The organism is Legionella dresdenensis (genome assembly GCF_042649825.1).
Taxonomy (GTDB): Bacteria; Pseudomonadota; Gammaproteobacteria; order Legionellales; family Legionellaceae; genus Legionella_C; species Legionella_C dresdenensis.
In genome coordinates this window covers 138,592-157,075 of the sequence record NZ_JBHSAB010000001.1, presented here as the reverse complement: position 1 = coordinate 157,075, position 18,484 = coordinate 138,592, and the positions used below count along the sequence as shown (strand labels likewise).

The following is an 18,484-nucleotide window of genomic DNA, read 5'->3' as shown; positions in this document are numbered from 1 at the left end:
ACAAATTTTACATTGCATTTAAACTTTCCGATACCAGGCTAATCATTGTTTTATTCTTATTATTTCTAACCCGCTTGATGATTGAAAAGTTGGTAAGTTTGATATCCTCTGCCTTCACTGTGGTTATGCTTAGAAAGTAACTGCTTTCCAAAGTAAGCAGGTTATTATTGATATTGAGTTTTTTCAAAACCGGTTCCATTTTTTTCTGATTTTTAAATCCTTTTTTACCCCGAGCCGCTGTTAATTCCTCGATTCGTGTCTGATTTAACCCATGCGCGAGGGAATATAAAACTGGTTGAGGGGCGCTGTTAATATTAATTGCTGTCGGCTCTGGAAGGGCGGTAACATAATTTTTGAGTTTATTATAAACATTGGGCGTAATGCCATAAACCAGGCGCAGTTCTGATATGCTTTGCAGCGGCAAATGGGCAGGTAAATAGGAGGGTTTCTGCCCAAGATAATAGCCTGAAAAACTGTTACGATTGCCAGGTATATAAGCGCTGACCCATTCACGCAACGCCTGGGCAATTTTTTTCTGTTCGCCGTCATTGGTTTCAGGCAGTACTTTTTTCAGTAACCGTAAAAAAGCAAGATAATAGCGTTCATCAGAAAGATTATTGACATTAAAGCGACCTTGTAAATCATATACTTCACTGACAATTTGCATATTTGGATAGACCGATTGCATACTTGCCGGCAGAGAAAACGCTAGTCCGTTACCATCTGTCCGAATGATTTTATTTTTACTGCCGGCCAGCATATCCATTGCCCAAAAAGTGCCGTATTGTGATGCCAGATAGACTTTATCTGCCAATATAGTCATATGAGTACGGTAAATATCAAGCTGCAGGCGCATACTCATGGCAGTGGCGGCAATGGCGACCATAGTCATAATAAATAGCGCTGAGATTAGTGCGCTGCCTTTAAATTTGCATCCTGCCATAAACCGCCTTGGGAATGATAAATAAAAAATTCATATTACCCCAGTTTTTAAGGGTAATATCAAGCTGAATCGCCTTCGGTAGTGGCTCACGTCGAGACGAAACGGTTTCGTGCCACTCCTGTAGAATCTGCAGTGTTGCTGATAAGTAAGAGATCCGGCATTTGGTTAAATCGTCAAGCAATACTTTATCCTGGTATTGCTTATGCCCGTTTGCATCAAGGATTGTCCAGCTGCGTCGGATGAGCTGTTTTCCACTACATATCAAAGCAACGCGTTTTAATGTGCTTCTTTGTTCTACCGCCCCCGGATTAGCAATGCCATTACGGGTTAATTCCACATAATTCGATTTTCCGATAAAAGCCGGTAACAGGATTGACTCACCCTTATGAACAGGTCGATTCACGACTTGTTCGGCATCACGTGCAATCAGTGTGAGTGCGATTTGCAGTTCAGTCAGCTTATCGGCATGGGTATTAAGTCGTGATCGGGTCGAAAAAGCATAATACATCGCAGAAGAAGTTATGGTCGCCAAAATGGCAAATACTGCCAGCGCAATCAAAATTTCAATTAGTGTAAATCCATTTTTTCTATTCATGGCGAAACTTATAAGCAATAAGCGGGTCAATAAAAGGGCCGGTTTCATTTTTACTGACAGTAATTGTAATCTGATCAACATGTGCCAGAGCAGTCGTTGAAATCTTTGCGCGCCAGTACCAGCGCTGGCCGGCAATACGCGTGACTTGCGACGCTTCCTGATTGGCGGCCATAGGCAATAATCCGAGCTGGATCATCGAAACACCCTGAGCCGCAACCCAATGGCTTAAGGTTTTTTCCTTTAAACGTTGGGTCAGAGCCACATCCTCTGTTGTTGCTTTCATTAATGCAGTCAGGGCAATTGCAATAATCACCAGCGCCAGTAGCACTTCAATTAAGGTGAATCCGCGATCAGAGACGTGTTTTTTGTTCATTTAACTCCCGTCTGCAGAGTCAATCTGCCATCTTGCCGGCCATATAATATTGCAATGCCAGCTTCACTATCAGTACCAAAATCAAGCGCGAAGTCACTCATATCGCCTGATGGATTGATAATAATATCAGGGTGATTTTTGCTTTTTGCTGCGTTGGACAGTTTAACGATAATGTTGCGAGGGAACGCATGCCAGCGAAACAGGTTGTTTGAATTAATGGCTTTCCAGTTACTGCCATCCTCAAAACGGAATGCCTGATAGCCCTGGCTTTCAATTTTGATTCCCAAGGTATTCATTTCCAGAATTGCCTTTTGCTGGACTAATTTGATATAAGCGGCAAATTGCTCCGCTGAAACGATAGCTTTACGCCGGGCGCCAAAATCCCCAAAAGCAAGCAGGGCAGCACTGCTGACAATCCCGATTATCAACAGTACTACCAGAATTTCAATCAGGGTAAACCCTTGTTGATGACAGCGGCTAACGCGCATCCCAATTACCGATTTCAGCATCAATGCCGTTACCGCCTGTCTGACCGTCCGCACCCAGAGTAAATACATCGGTTTCACCATGTTCGCCCGGGTTTAAATATAAGTAATCCCTTCCCCATGGATCTTTAGGCAGTGATTTAAGATACTGTTTCCAGTTATGAGGTGTTGGAGTGCTGTCCGGTTTTTCAACCAGCGCCATTAATCCTTGATCGGTTGATGGATAAAAACCATTATCCAGCTTATATAAATCAAGCGCATTCTGGATTGCAAGTACATCCTGTTTGGCTTTGACTGCACGTGCCTCATCCGGGCGGCTGATGATTTTGGGCACAACAATGGATGCCAGGATACCCAAAATTACCACCACAACCATAATTTCAATTAATGAAAAACCTTTCTGTAACTTCATAACAACTCCAATTTATTGAAAAACCCAGTTTTCCGGTCATCCTCGCCTTCACGGGGGCGACAAATAATCAGTTTAATTATTTTACATACACTCAACTATCCCAAATGATTTACTCAACAAAGCAGTCATCCCCGCGAAGGCGGGGATCCATCCCTAATTTAAGCACAATGCCAAATTGATGAATAGATTCCCGCCTTCGCGGGAATGACAAACAGGTTGGTGCCCGGCCAACAAAACCTAACTAACCAATTGCTCCATAGAGAATATAGGCAATAAGGTGGCCAGCACAATAAATAATACTACCGCACCCATAAATAGAATAACCAGAGGTTCCAGCAGTGTCAGGGCAGTATCAACCAGACGTTTTACCTCATTATCCATATGATCAGCTGCCCGCTCCATCATAGCGGCAACCTGGCCGCTTTTTTCTCCGCTGGCGATTAAATGAACCGACATTGGACTTAAATATCCGGTTTCCTTTAATGCGGTGCTGATGTTGACGCCTTCTCTGACCCGCACAGCAGCCAAATCAAAGGCTTCACGCATAACCAGATTATTAATCAGGCTCGCTGATACCCGCATTGTTTCCAGAACACTGACGCCGGCTGCAAACAGAATACCAAAAGTATGAATATAACGGGCGACATTAGTGGATTTTACCAGATAAGAGATGACTGGCAATTTAAGCAAAATTTTATGCCAGCCGTACCTTATACGGATATTGCTCAGGCTCTTCTTAAATCCGATTAAAGCGGCTATCAGCAGGATGAGAAAATATAATCCATATGATTTAATAAAAGAACTGATTGTTATCAGTACTTTAGTCATTTCAGGCAGCGATTGTCCGCTGCTGGTAAATACTTCAATGATTTTGGGCACGACAAATGCCAGCAGAAAACTGATAATGGCTGTCGACACAATAATCATCAATGATGGATATATCAGCGCCTGTTGCACTTTCTGACGGGTCGCCTGTTGATTTTCCGTATAATCAGCCAGTTTTTCCAGCACCATATCCAGACGGCCCGTCTGCTCACCAGCGCCAACCGTTGCTCGATATAACTCTGGAAACGCATTGGGAAATTCTCCCATAGCCTGGGCAAGCGAATAGCCCTCCAGTACCTTGGCACGCACGCCTATGATCAGTTCCCGTACTTTATCCCTTTCAGTTTGCTCGCTGACGCCGCGCAATGATTCCTCCACTGGAATTGCTGCGGCAAGCAGAGTTGCCAACTGTCGGGTCATGAGTGAGAGATCCTGGGCTGATAACTTGTCCTTAACGCGGGTTTGCCGTCTGTTGACCAGATGAATATTTACAGGAATTAACCCTTGATCACGCAATAACTGCCGGGCATGACGCTCAGTATCTGCCTCAATCACACCTTTGCTGTTGCTGCCGGATTTTGTTAAGGCCTGATAGTGGTAAGCACCCATAAAATCTTTAAATAATTTAACCAGATAAAGTAGTTTAATCTATTGGGTTTAATAAGTCACTTGAGTTAAACTGGGCAAAATTATAATTTTGGAGATTTAAAATGAGCAAAAAAGCGATAACGGATTCAATAAATAAACATGGTGCAAAATTTATTGATCTTCGCTTTACTGATACCAAAGGAAAAGAACAACATATTACACTTCCGGTTTCTGCGATCGATGATGATTTTATTGAAAATGGCAAAATGATAGATGGTTCTTCCATCCAGGGCTGGCAAAAAATACATCAATCCGATCTTGCTCTGGTACCTGATTTTGACAGCATATTACTCGATCCATTCTATCAGGATCCGACACTGATTGTTCGTTGTAATGTTGTTGATCCGCAAACCATGCTGGGTTATGACCGCGATCCTCGTTCAATTGCTCAACGGGCGGAAGCGTATTTAAAATCGACAGGAATTGCTGATACTGCGTACTTTGGACCAGAACCTGAATTTTTCATGTTTGACGATGTGCGTTTTGAATATGGAATTAATGGCGCCTTTTATAAAATCGATTCTGATGAGGCGCACTGGAATTCCGGCAAAACCTTTGAAGGCGGCAATATAGGTCACAGACCCGGCGTTAAGGGCGGTTACTTCCCTGTTCCGCCAGTCGATTCGTCACAAGATATTCGTTCTGCAATCTGTCTCACGCTGGAAGAACTGGGCATGGCAGTTGAAGCGCATCATCATGAAGTGGCAACTGGTAACCAGTGTGAGGTTGCAACCCGTTTTAATGGATTGCTGAAAAAAGCGGATGAGCTGCAGATCCTCAAATATGTCATTCATAACGTGGCGCACAATTACGGTAAAACAGCGACATTTATGCCAAAACCATTGGTTGGCGATAATGGCAATGGCATGCACTGCCATCAATCGCTGGCTAAAGATGGTGTAAACCTGTTTAGTGGCGAGCAATATGCCGGACTGTCTGAGATGGCTATCTATTATATCGGCGGTATTATCAAGCACGCCCGTGCGCTGAATGCATTTACCAATCCTGCTACTAACAGTTACAAACGGCTTGTTCCTGGATTTGAAGCGCCAGTGTTGCTGGCTTATTCTGCCCGTAACCGTTCAGCGGCTATCCGCATTCCGCATGTCGGAAACCCCAAAGCACGACGTATTGAAGTACGCTTCCCTGATCCTATGGCGAATCCTTACCTTGCCTTTTCTGCAATGATGATGGCGGGGCTGGATGGTATCCAGAAAAAAATTCATCCAGGCCAGCCAATTGATAAGGATCTTTATGATCTGCCGCCAGAAGAGCTCGTTGATGTTCCGACTGTTTGCGGCTCGCTGGATGAGGCTATTGAGCATCTGGCTCATAATCACGACTTTCTGCTGCAAGGCGACGTATTCAGTAAAGACTTTATCGCAAGTTTTATTAAGTTGAAAAAAGAGGAAATCGCCAGAGTAAGAAGTTTGATTCATCCAATTGAGTTTGAACTTTATTACAGCTTATAAGGATACAGAGATGCATGCGGCCAGTTCAGCTTTGTTATTAAAGCGGGCAGTAATATTATTTACTGTACCGCTGTTCTTATGTCAGCCGGTATTTGGCCAGATATACCAATGGACAGATAGCGGCGGTGTAGTTCATTTCAGTGACAGGCCGCATCCCGGCGCCAAGGAAATTGAGCTTCCGCAAGCTCAAAGTAATGCGCCGGCCGCTGCGCCCGCCCCAACGGATCAGCCTGCTGAGGAATCAGCCGGGAAAGAGAATGACAGGGGCTATAACAGCCTTATGATCAGCCAACCGGCTAATGAATCGACTATTCGCAATAATCAGGGCTATGTACCCGTGGTGATTGCGATAGAACCTGAGCTCAAGCCGAATGACAAACTGCAACTGCTATATGACGGTGAAACAATAGGCGCTCCCCAATCAACGCCGGTATTTCAATTAAACGATGTCAAACGCGGTAGCCATACAATTGCGGTTCAGGTCATTGACGGGCAGGGCGAGGTTATTCAAACCAGTGAGTCAATCACTATTTTTATGCATAGGCCAAGGGTCGGTATGGTACCAGGTACACGGCCTCGATAAAAACTCAATACACATTATCAATTGCCCTTGAAATTGAAATTTCCATCCCAATATAGCGCTTTACAGTAATTATCAGACCATTGCCTAACTGGAGATTTACATGGCGAATAAGCAGCAAACAATGGGTTTTCAAACTGAAGTCAAGCAAATGCTACATTTGGTTATCCATTCTCTTTACAGCAATAAAGAAATTTTTTTACGAGAGTTGATCTCAAACGCGTCTGACGCCCTGGATAAATTGCGGTTTTTAGCGTTGTCCAATTCAGCGCTCTATGAAAACGATTCTGATTTACGCATTACTATCGCTCACAATGACAAATTAAAAACGATTACCATTACGGATAATGGAATTGGGATGAGTTGGGATGAAGCGGTAGAAAATCTGGGCACCATTGCCAAATCAGGAACTAAAGAATTTTTAAGCCATTTAACGGGTGAGGCGGCCAAAGACTCGCATCTGATCGGCCAGTTTGGAGTCGGTTTCTATTCTGCCTTTATTGTGGCTGATAAAGTGACTGTAAAAAGCCGTCGTGCTGGCTTAAGTCCTGAGGAAGGGATTGTCTGGGAGTCCAATGGGGATGGCGAATTTACAATCGCAACGGAAACCCGCAATGCCAGAGGCACTGAAATAACCCTGCATTTAAAAGAAGATGCCGGTGATTTTCTTAGTGATTGGCGTATCCGTAGCATCGTTACCAAATATTCTGATCACATCTGCTGGCCTATCGTAATGAAAAAAGCGCAGCAAGAGGGCGAGGAGAGCAAGCAGGAAGAGTTTGAGACCGTCAACAAAGCGACAGCGCTATGGACTCTTCAGAAGTCTGAAATCAGCGATGACGACTATAAAACACTGTATCAGCATATTTCTCATGATTATGAACCGCCATTAGCCTGGTCGCACAACCATGTTGAGGGGAAACAGGATTATATCAGTTTGTTATATATTCCTGCCCGTGCACCTTTTGACCTGTGGCAGCATGAAGCAAAGCATGGCTTGAAACTGTATGTGAAGCGCGTATTTATTTTGGACGACGCAACCCAGTTTTTGCCTCGTTACCTGCGTTTCGTCAAAGGGATTATTGATGCAAGTGATTTACCGCTAAATGTCTCCCGTGAAATTTTGCAGGATAATAAACAAGTTGAATCAATTCGAGCGGCTTCAACCAAGCGAGTACTGAGCATGCTTGAAAAGATGAGTACTCAGGATCCTGAAAAGTACAAAGGTTTCTGGAAAGAATTTGGCCAAGTACTGAAGGAAGGTCCGGTAGAAGACTTTGCCAACCGTGAAGCAATTGCAAAATTACTGCGTTTTTCAACGACCTCTAGTAATTCTGAAGAACAAAATGTCTCTCTGACGGATTACGTTTCCCGGATGAAAGAAGGGCAAGACAAAATTTATTACGTGACAGCAGCCAGCTATAATGCCGCGAAAAATAGCCCGCATCTTGAAATATTTAAGAAGAAAGGCATAGAAGTATTATTGTTAAGCGATCGGATTGACGAATGGCTGGTTGGTTACCTGTCCGAGTTTGAAGGCAAAAAACTGCAATCAATCAGCAAGGGTAAAATTGACTTTGGCGATGAACAGCTGGATGAAGAGGCTAAGAAAGAAGAAGAATCAGTTACGCCTATGCTGAGCCAGATTAAAGATGTTCTGGGCGATAAAGTAAAAGATGTTGTAACAACTCATCGTTTGACTGATTCTCCTGCCTGCATAGTTGCGGATGAAAACGATATGGGACTTGAAATGCAGCGCATCTTACAGGCTGCCGGCCAGGAAATGCCTTTATCAAAGCCAATATTTGAAATTAATCCACAACATGCTTTAATCAAGCATCTGCATGACATTCAGGATGACGCACGCTTTAATGAATGGGTGACTATGCTGTTTGAGCAGGCAGTGCTTGCCGAGGGCGGTCAGCTTGATAATCCGGCTGATTTTGTGAGCAGGGTTAATAAGCTTTTGTTAACGGCTGTATAGTATCTGCTAAAAGAGTGTTGGGCTTTACAGCCCAACACTCCATTTTCTCTATTTTTCACCGTGAGGCTGTTTAATCAGCAACAAATTAATGCTTTGATTGGATGCTGCCGGATAAACTAACAAGGTACGCTGCTTGAAGTCCGTTAATGCAGAGCTAATCGGTAAAAACAAATCCTTATCGTTAAGCCGGTATTTGATATTTTGAGGTTTGCTTGGAACAAGTTCAGCTATTGTGCCAAGCCAGATTGGCTGGCGTAAGTGCTGGAGATGATAATTGGAGCGCCATAACCTTAAAATCTGGGCTGGTCCGCCATTGGCGGGCTGATAGGTCATAATTAATACCGGTTTGCGGTTTAAATAGAGTTGTGCCATAAGCGGCGTATTTTTATAGTCAGGTTTACCGCTGAAACGTTTTAATAACAGGTTGAAAAATGACTCATTACGCGGTTGCCAACCTTGCGCCAACAGGTTATTTTCAAAATCACTTAATTTACCTGCATATTGTATATTGAATACACTGATATTCTTACCAATACGGTTAGTACGATGGATTGGTAAAATAGGCCTTTGCTGCTGCCACCATCGGTGATCGGTAAACACGTATTGTGCAAGAAAGGGTTGATGTGAACGGTAGGACTGCTCAAATCTCATCCAAAAAGAAAAAGAGGAAGCCAGAACCAGGATTGCTAGCAATGCCGGAGCAAGACACGGTTGATAGCTGGACGGCATTTCCTGACGGCGATAAAGCAGCCAATGCACCAGCGCTATACTCAGGCCGGCAAAATAAGCTCCGATAACATCGCTCAGCCAGTGATCGCCAAGATACAAGGGAGCCAGGCCGCAAAGTATAAGAATTATTGGCAGCAGGAAATTTAACAACTGCGTATATCGGCATTTGTGATAACGGTTAAGATAAAACAATAACAGCGACAACAGCGCTGTGGCAAAAGTCAGCCGCATGGCAGGATAAGAAAAGGTCGAGCGAACTTCAATCAATCCTTCTGGGCGAGGGTTTTGTATCAGGGAATGACTCAAATAAACGATAATACTGCATGATACCAACAGACTTAGCCAATAAGACAAACTGCGCGAGTCTTTGTGATAAATGGCAATCAGGATGATCAGAATAGCGAGTGAAATAATCGAAAGCGTACTGTTGACCTCATCAAGAGCGATAAAAAACACATCAAGCCAATAGGTATGAAGGCTTTGCAAAAAGAGATGTACAGGTTCATTAATTTTTGCGAGCCAGCTATGCTGCAGGGTTAATCCACTGATTATGAGGAAAAAAAGCGTGGAAAGAATAAAGCATAAGCAAAGCATTGTTGTCTGGTAATGATGATTTTCACCCGGCGGCGTTAATTTTCGAATGATAGTCGCAAGATGCGGGTGTTTACCTGACCAGGTCCAGAAATCATGTAAATGAACACGCAAAAACTGATTTAATTTAATAAATAATATCTTCAGGCAAATACTCAGCAGCCAGATTGCGCCTACGGCAACTAAAACAAAAACAAACAACCGCGTTGCGCTTTCGGGCGACAGGTCATTACTGGCGGCGCCTATCAGTACGCCTGGCAGGACATACAGACAAGCCCAGCCAATACCAGATATGACGTTGGCGATAAAAAAACGCCAGTGATTCATTTGCAGCATTCCCGCTATTACCGGGATAATAGAGCGTAAAGGGCCAACAAACCGGCCAATTAAAACACTTTTGCCGCCATGGCGATCAAAATAACTTTTGCCATAGATTAACCAGTTTGGATAGCGGCTGAAAGGCCACATGGCGTGAAGTTTTTCGCGATAAACATAGCCTAACAGATAGCTGCCGCCATCACCCGCAACAGCACCCAAAATGGCTGCTATAAGCGTTAAATCAACGCGCATGACACCAGAGCCCGCCAGAATACCGATTGCGGTCATAGTGACTGTGCCAGGGACAATGCTGCCTATCACGGCAAGCGATTCGGCAAATGCAATCAGAAAAGTCAGAAATAAAGCCCAGTGGGGGTGGCTTTCTAACCATAAAGTGACCGGCTGTATATAATCAGAGAATAAGTTCATACTGCTCAATCTTCAAATTGCTTTGAAAATTCTTTTACCAGACTGGCGCTGACATCAGCGAGGGAAATATCCGATTTATAATGCTTAATCTGGGTCATTTCCAGTTTGGTAAACCCGCATGGATTAATTCCGTTGAAAGGCGACAAATCCATGTCCACGTTTAATGCGATACCATGATAGGTACATCCGTTTTTTACCCGTAAACCAATAGAAGCAATTTTTTTATTATCAACATATACCCCAGGGGCTCCGCAGCGGATTTCTGCTTGTATTTGATAACTAGCCAGCAAAGCGATCAATAGTTGCTCCAATTTAGTAACCAGAGTCCTGATTCCCATTTTCCTTCGTTGAAGATCAAACAGGGTATAGACAACCAGCTGACCCGGGCCATGGTAGGTAACTTGCCCACCGCGATCGGATTGTACTATGGGAATAGCCTTGGGGTTTAAGACATGCTCCGCCTTACCTGCCTGGCCTTGAGTATATACCGATGGATGTTGCAAAAGCCAACATTCATCAACAGTGTCCTCATTGCGATTGGCTGTAAAGCGTTTCATTTTATCCCAAACGTCAAGGTAATCTTCGGTACCCAAATCGCGGAATACAATCATCATAGCACCATTTTAATGCCTGGATACTTGGTCAGCTCACCGTACAGCGCATCCAGCGTTAATTGATCATGTGCCAATACTGTAGCAGTGATTGAGGTATAATTACCAGCATCACTGTCTTTAAAAGTAATCGCTTCGTTTAATGTGTCAGGAAAATATTTCCTGACAAGCGCGCTAATGTCTTCGACAAACGTATCTGTTTTTATTCCTATTATTTTAATAGGGAAATTACAGGGAAATTCCATATAAGTTGTTTTATCGTTCATAGGATTAACCAAACCATTGTTTAAACATTAATCGTACGGAATCCTTTGCACGAGTGAATATGCCGCCGCGCGGTACGTCATTCAATGCATAGAGCGGATAGGTTTCAAGAACCTTATCGTCAAATTTAACAATAACTTCACCAATTTTATCGCCTTTGTTTATTGGCGCTTCCAGTGTTTGCGGCATATTGGCTTCAATACTTAAATGCTGATATTGACCGGTTGGAACAGTGATGAACTGATTTTGCACTAAACCGGCGTTGACCTTGCTGCTGGCGCCTTTATAAACGGTTGGCTCATTAATAGTCTGGCCTGCTTTGTAGAGTTGGTGAGTTTCAAAAAAACGGAAACCGTAGTTTAGCAGGCGTTCACTGTCATCAGCCCGGATTGAATCAGAGGGGGCGCCCATTACAACTGCCAGTAAACGCATGTTGTCGCGTAATGCTGAAGATACCAGGCAGAAACCCGCTTCATTGGTATGGCCGGTTTTAACGCCGTCTACCTGGCTGTTGCGCCACAATAGTCTGTTTCGATTCGGTTGACGGATTCCATTGTAAGTGTACCATTTTTGTTTATACCAATGATAATACTGTGGAAAATCATTAATCAGAGCACGTCCGAGTATTGCCAGATCTTTCGCTGTTGTATAATGCTGCTCATCAGGCAGACCGGTGCTCTCAGTAAAATGGCTGTTTACCATGCCCAGATTTTGTGCCTGTTGGTTCATGATTTCAGCGAAACCTGGCTCACTGCCGCCCAGATGCTCTGCTATGGCAACACAGGCATCGTTACCTGAGTCTACAATAATTCCTTTCAGAAGATCTTCTACCGCAACATCCTGACCTTCCTTGACAAACATTCTTGAGCCGCCAGTACGCCAGGCATCACGGCTGATATGGACTGTATCAGTCAGATGAATCTGTTCATTGCGTAAAGCGTTTGAAATAACATAGAGCGTCATCATTTTAGTCAGGCTTGCTGGCGGCAGCTTTTCTTCACTGTTTTTTTCAGCAATGATTTTACCGCTATTAACATCAATCAGGATATAAGCCTTGGCATTCAATACCGGAGCGGACGGAGTAATTAAGGGTTTACTGATTACCGGTTGGGTTGGAACATTCAGTGATGACAGTGTGGGTTGTTCCGCGTTGAGCAGCGTCGAGCTCAGGATCAGCGAGCCGATTAGAGCATATTTCCAGGGCAAGCAATAAGACTTCATTTTTATTATACCTTGATTACAAAAATCGCAATGTTAACACAGGCTTGAACAACGCTCCAGCGGTAATGTAGAGTCATTTGCCTACGCTATATAAAGTTTATTAATTAGTTTATAGTAATGCTAAATATTACTAATTCATTGGAAAATTATGCGCTGGTCTTTCTTATTAATGACTCTGTTATTGGTGAGTGGATGTCATAACGCTGTTGTTAATGAAAAATCTGGCCGGCCGGCAAAAAGCCAGTCTGCAAACAAGGGGCAAAGGCGTTACGCCATTGAGCATGATAGCGCGCCTAAAGGACCGCTGCCGACTGTTTTTCAGAAAGTTAAGCCGGTTGATGAGCCTTTCAGCCGTTATGGTAATCCAGAGTCTTATGCCGTTGACGGTAAAAAGTACCAGGTATTGCGGGCAGTAAAGGGGTATAAAGAGCGGGGTCTGGCTTCCTGGTATGGAACAAAATTCCATAGCCAGCGAACTTCAAGCGGGGATGATTACGACATGTATGCAATGACTGCTGCTCATAAAACGTTACCAATCCCTTGCTATGTCCGGATAAAAAACCTCAACAATGGCCGTGAGGCGGTCGTGAAAGTCAATGACCGGGGTCCATTCCACTCTGATCGTATCATTGATTTATCTTATGCAGCGGCTACCAAGCTGGGTATTTTGCCGCAGGGTACTGCGCCGGTTGAAATTGAAGCGCTAAGCGTTAATGGAAAAGAGCATGTTGCCCAATATTATATTCAGGCCGGAGCTTACAGCTCAAAGGATCTCGCTAATCTTCTGCAATCAAAATTATCAAAAATGACTACTGCGTCAGTTGTTATCGAAAATCACCAACAACGTTATATTGTCAAAGTAGGGCCTTTTGGCGACCGTAATGCCACTAACCGTTTGAAGGAAGTACTGGCTTCCAATGGAATACAGGGTGCGTTTACTATGTTGCAATAATGATGCGGCACGGCCGGTAATGATATAGTAGACTGGGTCCTTTCGACCCAATCTACGGATCATCAATAATCACCCTGGTTCCTCGCAAACCGCCGCCGGGAATATCAATAAATTCTTCATTTAACCAGCGGGCGTCTTCAGTAAACATCCGTACACAGCCATGGCTTGCCCGATAACCGGGCACATCGCTGCTGCCATGTAAGGCGTAACCGCGGAAGAAGTGCATGCAGAAGGGCATTTCTGCGCCGCCGTTATTGCCGTCAGAACGCCTTGGAAAAGCGGTTGAGATGCAATCAACATCTTGTTTACGGATAATTCTGAATGCGCCAGAGGGCGTTCCACAGCCGCCCATTACATTGCATTTTCCCACGCCAGAGGAAATAGGACCCCACCATAACAGTTCGCCGTCTTCATCATAAGCGCCCCAGGCGAGGGCTTTTTGGCTGACATATATGGTTTTTTCGCCATCTGCTTCGATATAGCGCGGAAAGGGGGAGACATCGTAAATAGTCAAGCGGTCGAGGTTTTTGGGGATAGCGATAACCATGCCTGGTTTCAGTCTGATGTTCATGCGGTTAATGCGTCTGACGATATCGCGTGCCTCAGGGTTGGGAAATAAATTGCTCCAGCTTTCACCCATTTTTATCTTGATGCAGAAATAATCAGACAGGCGGCATAAGGATTCGCCGAACCGGGATTCCGCATAGGCTGGTTGCAGGATAGCTATCATCATTGTCATTATTATTGCTAATCGTTTCATGATGACCTCGTTATGTGGTGGTTAACACTAACGACAATTTTTGTTCTTACTTTAAGTAATAGCAAAGGTTATTGAAAAATAAAAGGAAAGAATGTTTATTTTTTTGTAATAATGCAGCTGTAATCAAAGGAATTTTGTACATTTACTATTCTAATTTCCTACGTACCGCGGCTTGTCCGCGGTATCCATGATACAGAGTGCGATTTTGTATCCAATGGATGCCGCGGACAAGCCTCGGCACGTAGGAATCGGGGCTTAGCTTGACGGTTATGGGTCGTTTGACCCAACAAGGATGTCGGGTTGAAACTACACTTGTATTTGTTGCCAGGCCTGGTGAATTTCTGCTATCAGGGCATTGGCTTCATCAAGTAGTGCGCTATCGTTATGCAAGTTGGCCTTTAGCAGAATTTCCTGAATGTATTCATATAGCCGATCCAGATTGCCCGCAATTTCACCGCCTTGCTCATGGTCAAGGCTGGTGCGCAAGCCATCGATGATATTGATTGCTTTGGTAATGCTTTCGCATTTTTCCTGGATACGTTGATGTGAAATAAACCCCTGAGCAGCGGCAATATTAGTACGAGCTCCCTGAAATAGCATATTCACCAACTGATGAGGCGATGCATTTTCAACCTGAGTCTCGAGCTCAATCGCTTTGTACTGGCTGACTGCCTGTTGATAGGGGTTTTTCATAATACACCGTCCTATTTAGAAGTTGTTATCTTAGGCAGATTTTCCAATTGCTGCGACAGAAAAGCGCTTGTGCTTTGCAATTGCGTCAACAAAGTATCAAGAGCAGAATACTGTTTGGTATAACGGGTCGTCAATGTATCACTATAGGTAGACAGAGCCGTTCTTTTATCAGCAATATCCTTAAGATTTTTAGTAATTTGATCGGTACGCTCGGAAACAAGGCCGTCATTACCTAAAAACTGATTCAGCAAATCATTAAATTTGACTGCCAGGCCGTCTTGAATGGTAATAGTTCCGCGAGCGCCTGCCGCACCGCTAAACACATCAACTGCCAGATCTTTTAATACGCCTGTTCCAGTCAGGGTTAAACCGTTAGCGGAGGTTGTGCTGTAGCCGCCAATGGTACCAGCTATGTCAACGCCCGGGTTAAACGTACTGAGTACCAGGTTATAGGTTCCAGCTTTGGCTGTGGTACCCACATTTCTGATGTTGACGCCGCTGTCGCTGGCAGTCGCTGTTTTGGCAAACAGAGAACCTACCTGATCATAATTATCGGCAATCGCCTTACTTAGTTTGGCGGCATCGATATCCAGTAAGCCCTGAGCATTGGTTTTGATACCAACGTCGGCCAGAGTCCGTATTGAGCCAGTCGAATTAACCTGTTCGCTAATCATTCGGCTCAGGCTGTTTTTAAGCCCGCGCACGCCGGCATCAGACTGGAAAATCCCTCCTTGCTTGGTGTCAGGATTATAACCGGTCAGATTGATAAGCGTAGTCATGGTGTCGTTATACTGTTTGACAAACGCATTAACCATATCACTCATTTGAGTCGTATTATTGGTTACATTGAGAAAAATAGTCGTACCTGGCTGGGCTTTTTTCAAATCCAGAGTCATACCTTCAATCGCATCTTTTAATTGATTGTTACTTTGTTCCAGTAACAAGCCGTTAATTTTAACCTTGCTGTTTGCAGCGGCTACAGTTTCGGCCATCGAACCAACACCTGCTGTCGGATCGTAGGCGAGGGCGGAAAGGCCTGTACCATCAGTATTGTTACCGTCACTATCAGTAACAGAAATTTTCATCGCATAGGATTTACCAGTAGCTGAACTGGTGATTGTTAATTTAGATCCCTGATCATCTTTAACAATACTGGCCTGAACACCAGAGTTACTGTTGTTAATCGCATCACGGATAGAGGTAAGGCTGTCCTGACCTGGGGCAATCGTGATGTCTACGGCAGCTTTGTCAGGATTTACCGTAAATCCACTCAGATCAGCGGCATAAGTACCAAATTCGATTTTGATTGTACCTGAACCAACTGTTGTGGATGAATTGGCAAACGCAGTGGAAGCAAGACTTTGTTTGCTTGCCAATTGCTGAATGTCAAGCTGGTAGCTGCCTGGTGTAGCTCCAGTATCGGGGCTTGCAATCAGCGCAGTCGGATCGCTTACATTGGTGGTTAAACCGTAAAATGAGTTTACATCGGATAATTTAGCCATCGCAGACTGTAATTTTGACAAAGCAGCTTTAATCTGGCCAACAGCAGATAGCTTAGATGTATAAGCGGCTTCTTGCTTGTCAAGGCGATTTTTAGCCGGCGTAATATCAGCATTGACTAAAGCAGCAACAATGCTTTTAACATCAAGAGAACCTGTACCTGTAATTGAACTTGCCACGATAAGTCCTTCCCTAAAAATTAATGTCTATACCTGTTTATCTATCGTATTATCAATTATATCGTCAAGTAATGATAATAACTTTAGGTATTCATCAGTAGGCATTTTACGAACAACCTCGGAATTATCTATACTTTCTGTGACGACCGTTTGTAAAACACCCGTGTCTTTATTTAATTCGAATGAAAGCTGGTTAACCGCAATGTGCGGCGGCTGTTGTTCTTCTTCTACTTTTTGTTTTTGATCGGTGGAGAGTTGAACGACTATATCTTTGCTGGGAAGATTTGCAGTCGTATCTACTTTAGCAGTATTGCTGGCGGTACTAGCGAGCTGTGGATTCACTATATTGGCAGGGTCGATATTCATAACAACCTCCAACTATCAATTATACGCAAATATCTCATGCAGGTTGCCCTGCATGAGAGAGTTACCAAAATTACCGCTATCATCTTATCCCAACAGTTTGAGAACTGATTGAGGTACACTGTTAGCTTGAGCAAGCATCGCAGTACCAGCCTGTTGCAGAATCTGAGCTTTAGTCAGGTTAGCTGTTTCTGCTGCGAAGTCGGTATCCTGGATACGGCTTCTTGCAGCTGATAAGCTTTCTGCTACGTTTGCAAGGTTAGAGATGGTTGAGTCAAAGCGGTTTTGCAGAGCACCCATTGCAGCCCGGTTTGAGTTAACAGCGCTTAATGCTGAGTCCAGACGCAGGATTGCAGATTGAGCGCCAGCGGCAGTACTAATGTCGATAGTGTCCACACCCACAGCGTCTTTAGCGATTGCAGCGCTCAGACCCAAGTTGGCTACAGTACCACCGATTGCTATAGTATCAATCGCACTGATATCCAGGTTACCGCGTAACACGCCATCAAAGTCACCGCCAGTTACGGTCAGACCGTCTGTACCTGCAATGAAGCCAGTACCACTTTCAGAAATGTCGATGTTACGGCCATCATTAGCAGTCAAGGTCAAGTCACCGCCGTTCAAGCTTGCAGTTATACCTGTCTGGTCGCTAACACCGTTAATTGCGTCACGCAACTGAGCGTTAGTTAAGGCTGTTGCAACGTCCTGGTTAGTGAATACGGCCACGCCATTAATTGTCAGGTTGTAAGTATCCGCAGCAGTACCACCGATAGCGCCTACAGTTTGAGTACCTACAGTGCTGGCTTGAACTGACAGACCGCTGATACCGGCATCATTGATTGCGGCAGCTTTAGCATAGGCAGAAGTTGCATCCTGATAAGCGTTACCAGTGTAGTTAGCGCTTGAGTTAATGCTTGTTGCAGCAGCGCCGCCCAGAGAAATGGTAATGTCAGCAGCAGCGGCAGCGGCTACTTCGGTACCGGTTTGTTGAGCGATATTACCGATAGCAGAGGATTTTACGCTACCAACAGAGAAGTTAATGGTTTGGTTAGCATTAGCGCCGACCTGGAAGCTGGCATTGGTGAATGAACCGTCCAGAACGCGCTGACCGTTAAACTCAGTGTTGTTTGCGATACGATCCAACTCTTGCTTCAACTGAGCAACCTCTTCCTGGAGGGCCTGACGGTCGCCAGAGTTATTGGTTGAGTTTGCAGATTGGATTGATAACTCACGCATACGTTGCAGAATATTAGTAGTTTCCTGCATCGCACCTTCAGCAGTTTGCGCCAGAGAGATACCGTCATTAGCATTACGGATAGCCTGGTTCATACCACGAATCTGCGCAGTCATACGCTCGGAAATTGATAAACCCGCTGCGTCGTCTTTCGCACTGTTAATGCGCAGACCGGAAGAAAGACGCTGAATCGCGGTCAACATTACTTTTTGTGAACCGTTCAAATTGCGTTGAGCATTGAGCGACATCACGTTGGTGTTAATCACTGAAGGCATGATTAAATCTCCTCAACTGAATCCCTGCGTGGGATCTACGTTATTTTC

At 44.3% G+C, this 18,484-nt stretch carries 19 protein-coding genes; 4 read left to right on the top strand and 15 right to left on the bottom strand.

Features of this window, described 5'->3' with window-relative positions; genetic code table 11:
• Positions 1 to 7 precede the first annotated feature (7 nt).
• The 6 genes from gspK to lspF form a co-directional block, all read right to left on the bottom strand.
• Positions 8 to 943 carry a type II secretion system minor pseudopilin GspK gene (gene gspK, locus ACFORL_RS00750; RefSeq protein ID WP_382340124.1) on the bottom strand — a complete coding sequence of 312 codons (936 nt, stop codon included), beginning with the start codon at positions 941 to 943 and terminating at the stop codon, positions 8 to 10.
• Positions 924 to 1,538: a GspJ family T2SS minor pseudopilin variant LspJ gene (lspJ, locus tag ACFORL_RS00745; RefSeq protein WP_382340122.1), complete on the bottom strand. Its 615-nt coding sequence runs from the start codon at positions 1,536 to 1,538 to the stop codon at positions 924 to 926. The genes gspK and lspJ overlap by 20 nt, the downstream gene beginning before the upstream one ends.
• Complete coding sequence (gene gspI, locus ACFORL_RS00740) at positions 1,531 to 1,911, bottom strand: type II secretion system minor pseudopilin GspI (RefSeq protein ID WP_382340120.1); 381 nt, start codon at positions 1,909 to 1,911, stop codon at positions 1,531 to 1,533. Before gspI ends, lspJ begins: the two co-directional genes overlap by 8 nt.
• Positions 1,908 to 2,468, bottom strand: coding sequence for a type II secretion system minor pseudopilin GspH (gene gspH / locus ACFORL_RS00735; protein ID WP_382340119.1), 561 nt, complete (start codon positions 2,466 to 2,468; stop codon positions 1,908 to 1,910). The genes gspI and gspH overlap by 4 nt, the downstream gene beginning before the upstream one ends.
• The gene (gene lspG, locus ACFORL_RS00730) at positions 2,389 to 2,808 is read right to left on the bottom strand and encodes a GspG family T2SS major pseudopilin variant LspG (protein WP_382340117.1); all 420 of its coding nucleotides are present in this window, start codon (positions 2,806 to 2,808) and stop codon (positions 2,389 to 2,391) included. The genes gspH and lspG overlap by 80 nt, the downstream gene beginning before the upstream one ends.
• 237 nt (positions 2,809 to 3,045) lie before the next feature.
• Positions 3,046 to 4,242 (bottom strand): GspF family T2SS innner membrane protein variant LspF, encoded by a 1,197-nt coding sequence (gene lspF, locus ACFORL_RS00725; protein ID WP_382340115.1) that lies wholly within the window; start codon positions 4,240 to 4,242, stop codon positions 3,046 to 3,048.
• 101 nt (positions 4,243 to 4,343) lie between these two features.
• Between lspF and glnA the strand changes: the two genes are divergently transcribed.
• From glnA to htpG, 3 genes are all read left to right on the top strand, one after another.
• Entirely contained in the window at positions 4,344 to 5,753 is a 1,410-nt protein-coding gene (gene glnA / locus ACFORL_RS00720; protein WP_382340114.1) for a type I glutamate--ammonia ligase, read from the top strand.
• 10 nt (positions 5,754 to 5,763) lie between these two features.
• Positions 5,764 to 6,336, top strand: a complete 573-nt coding sequence (locus ACFORL_RS00715; RefSeq protein ID WP_382340112.1) for a DUF4124 domain-containing protein — start codon at positions 5,764 to 5,766, stop codon at positions 6,334 to 6,336.
• Between the two features lie 100 nt (positions 6,337 to 6,436).
• Positions 6,437 to 8,317, top strand: coding sequence for a molecular chaperone HtpG (gene htpG, locus ACFORL_RS00710; protein ID WP_382340110.1), 1,881 nt, complete (start codon positions 6,437 to 6,439; stop codon positions 8,315 to 8,317).
• A gap of 48 nt (positions 8,318 to 8,365) precedes the next feature.
• On the opposite strand, the gene ACFORL_RS00705 is transcribed toward htpG, so the two are convergent.
• Genes ACFORL_RS00705 through ACFORL_RS00690 form a run of 4 tightly spaced genes read right to left on the bottom strand, consistent with a single transcriptional unit; the run spans position 8,366 to position 12,480 of the window.
• A complete protein-coding gene (locus ACFORL_RS00705; protein WP_382340108.1) occupies positions 8,366 to 10,384 on the bottom strand; it encodes a VTT domain-containing protein in 2,019 nt (672 codons plus the stop codon).
• 5 nt (positions 10,385 to 10,389) lie between these two features.
• A complete protein-coding gene (gene lipB, locus ACFORL_RS00700) occupies positions 10,390 to 10,992 on the bottom strand; it encodes a lipoyl(octanoyl) transferase LipB (RefSeq protein WP_382340838.1) in 603 nt (200 codons plus the stop codon).
• 2 nt (positions 10,993 to 10,994) lie between these two features.
• Positions 10,995 to 11,261 carry a YbeD family protein gene (locus tag ACFORL_RS00695; protein WP_382340106.1) on the bottom strand — a complete coding sequence of 89 codons (267 nt, stop codon included), beginning with the start codon at positions 11,259 to 11,261 and terminating at the stop codon, positions 10,995 to 10,997.
• Between the two features lie 4 nt (positions 11,262 to 11,265).
• Complete coding sequence (locus tag ACFORL_RS00690) at positions 11,266 to 12,480, bottom strand: D-alanyl-D-alanine carboxypeptidase family protein (protein ID WP_382340105.1); 1,215 nt, start codon at positions 12,478 to 12,480, stop codon at positions 11,266 to 11,268.
• Positions 12,481 to 12,628: 148 nt separating this feature from the next.
• On the opposite strand from ACFORL_RS00690, the gene ACFORL_RS00685 reads away from it, so the two are divergent.
• Entirely contained in the window at positions 12,629 to 13,432 is an 804-nt protein-coding gene (locus tag ACFORL_RS00685) for a septal ring lytic transglycosylase RlpA family protein (protein ID WP_382340103.1), read from the top strand.
• Between the two features lie 52 nt (positions 13,433 to 13,484).
• Here ACFORL_RS00685 and ACFORL_RS00680 read toward each other — a convergent pair whose 3' ends face one another.
• The 5 genes from ACFORL_RS00680 to ACFORL_RS00660 form a co-directional block, all read right to left on the bottom strand.
• Positions 13,485 to 14,192 (bottom strand): L,D-transpeptidase, encoded by a 708-nt coding sequence (locus ACFORL_RS00680; RefSeq protein ID WP_382340101.1) that lies wholly within the window; start codon positions 14,190 to 14,192, stop codon positions 13,485 to 13,487.
• A gap of 306 nt (positions 14,193 to 14,498) precedes the next feature.
• Complete coding sequence (fliS, locus tag ACFORL_RS00675; protein ID WP_382340100.1) at positions 14,499 to 14,885, bottom strand: flagellar export chaperone FliS; 387 nt, start codon at positions 14,883 to 14,885, stop codon at positions 14,499 to 14,501.
• A gap of 11 nt (positions 14,886 to 14,896) precedes the next feature.
• Entirely contained in the window at positions 14,897 to 16,564 is a 1,668-nt protein-coding gene (fliD, locus tag ACFORL_RS00670) for a flagellar filament capping protein FliD (RefSeq protein ID WP_382340098.1), read from the bottom strand.
• A gap of 27 nt (positions 16,565 to 16,591) precedes the next feature.
• Entirely contained in the window at positions 16,592 to 16,930 is a 339-nt protein-coding gene (locus ACFORL_RS00665) for a hypothetical protein (RefSeq protein WP_382340096.1), read from the bottom strand.
• 84 nt (positions 16,931 to 17,014) lie between these two features.
• A complete protein-coding gene (locus tag ACFORL_RS00660) occupies positions 17,015 to 18,436 on the bottom strand; it encodes a flagellin N-terminal helical domain-containing protein (protein WP_382340094.1) in 1,422 nt (473 codons plus the stop codon).
• Positions 18,437 to 18,484: the final 48 nt, after the last annotated feature.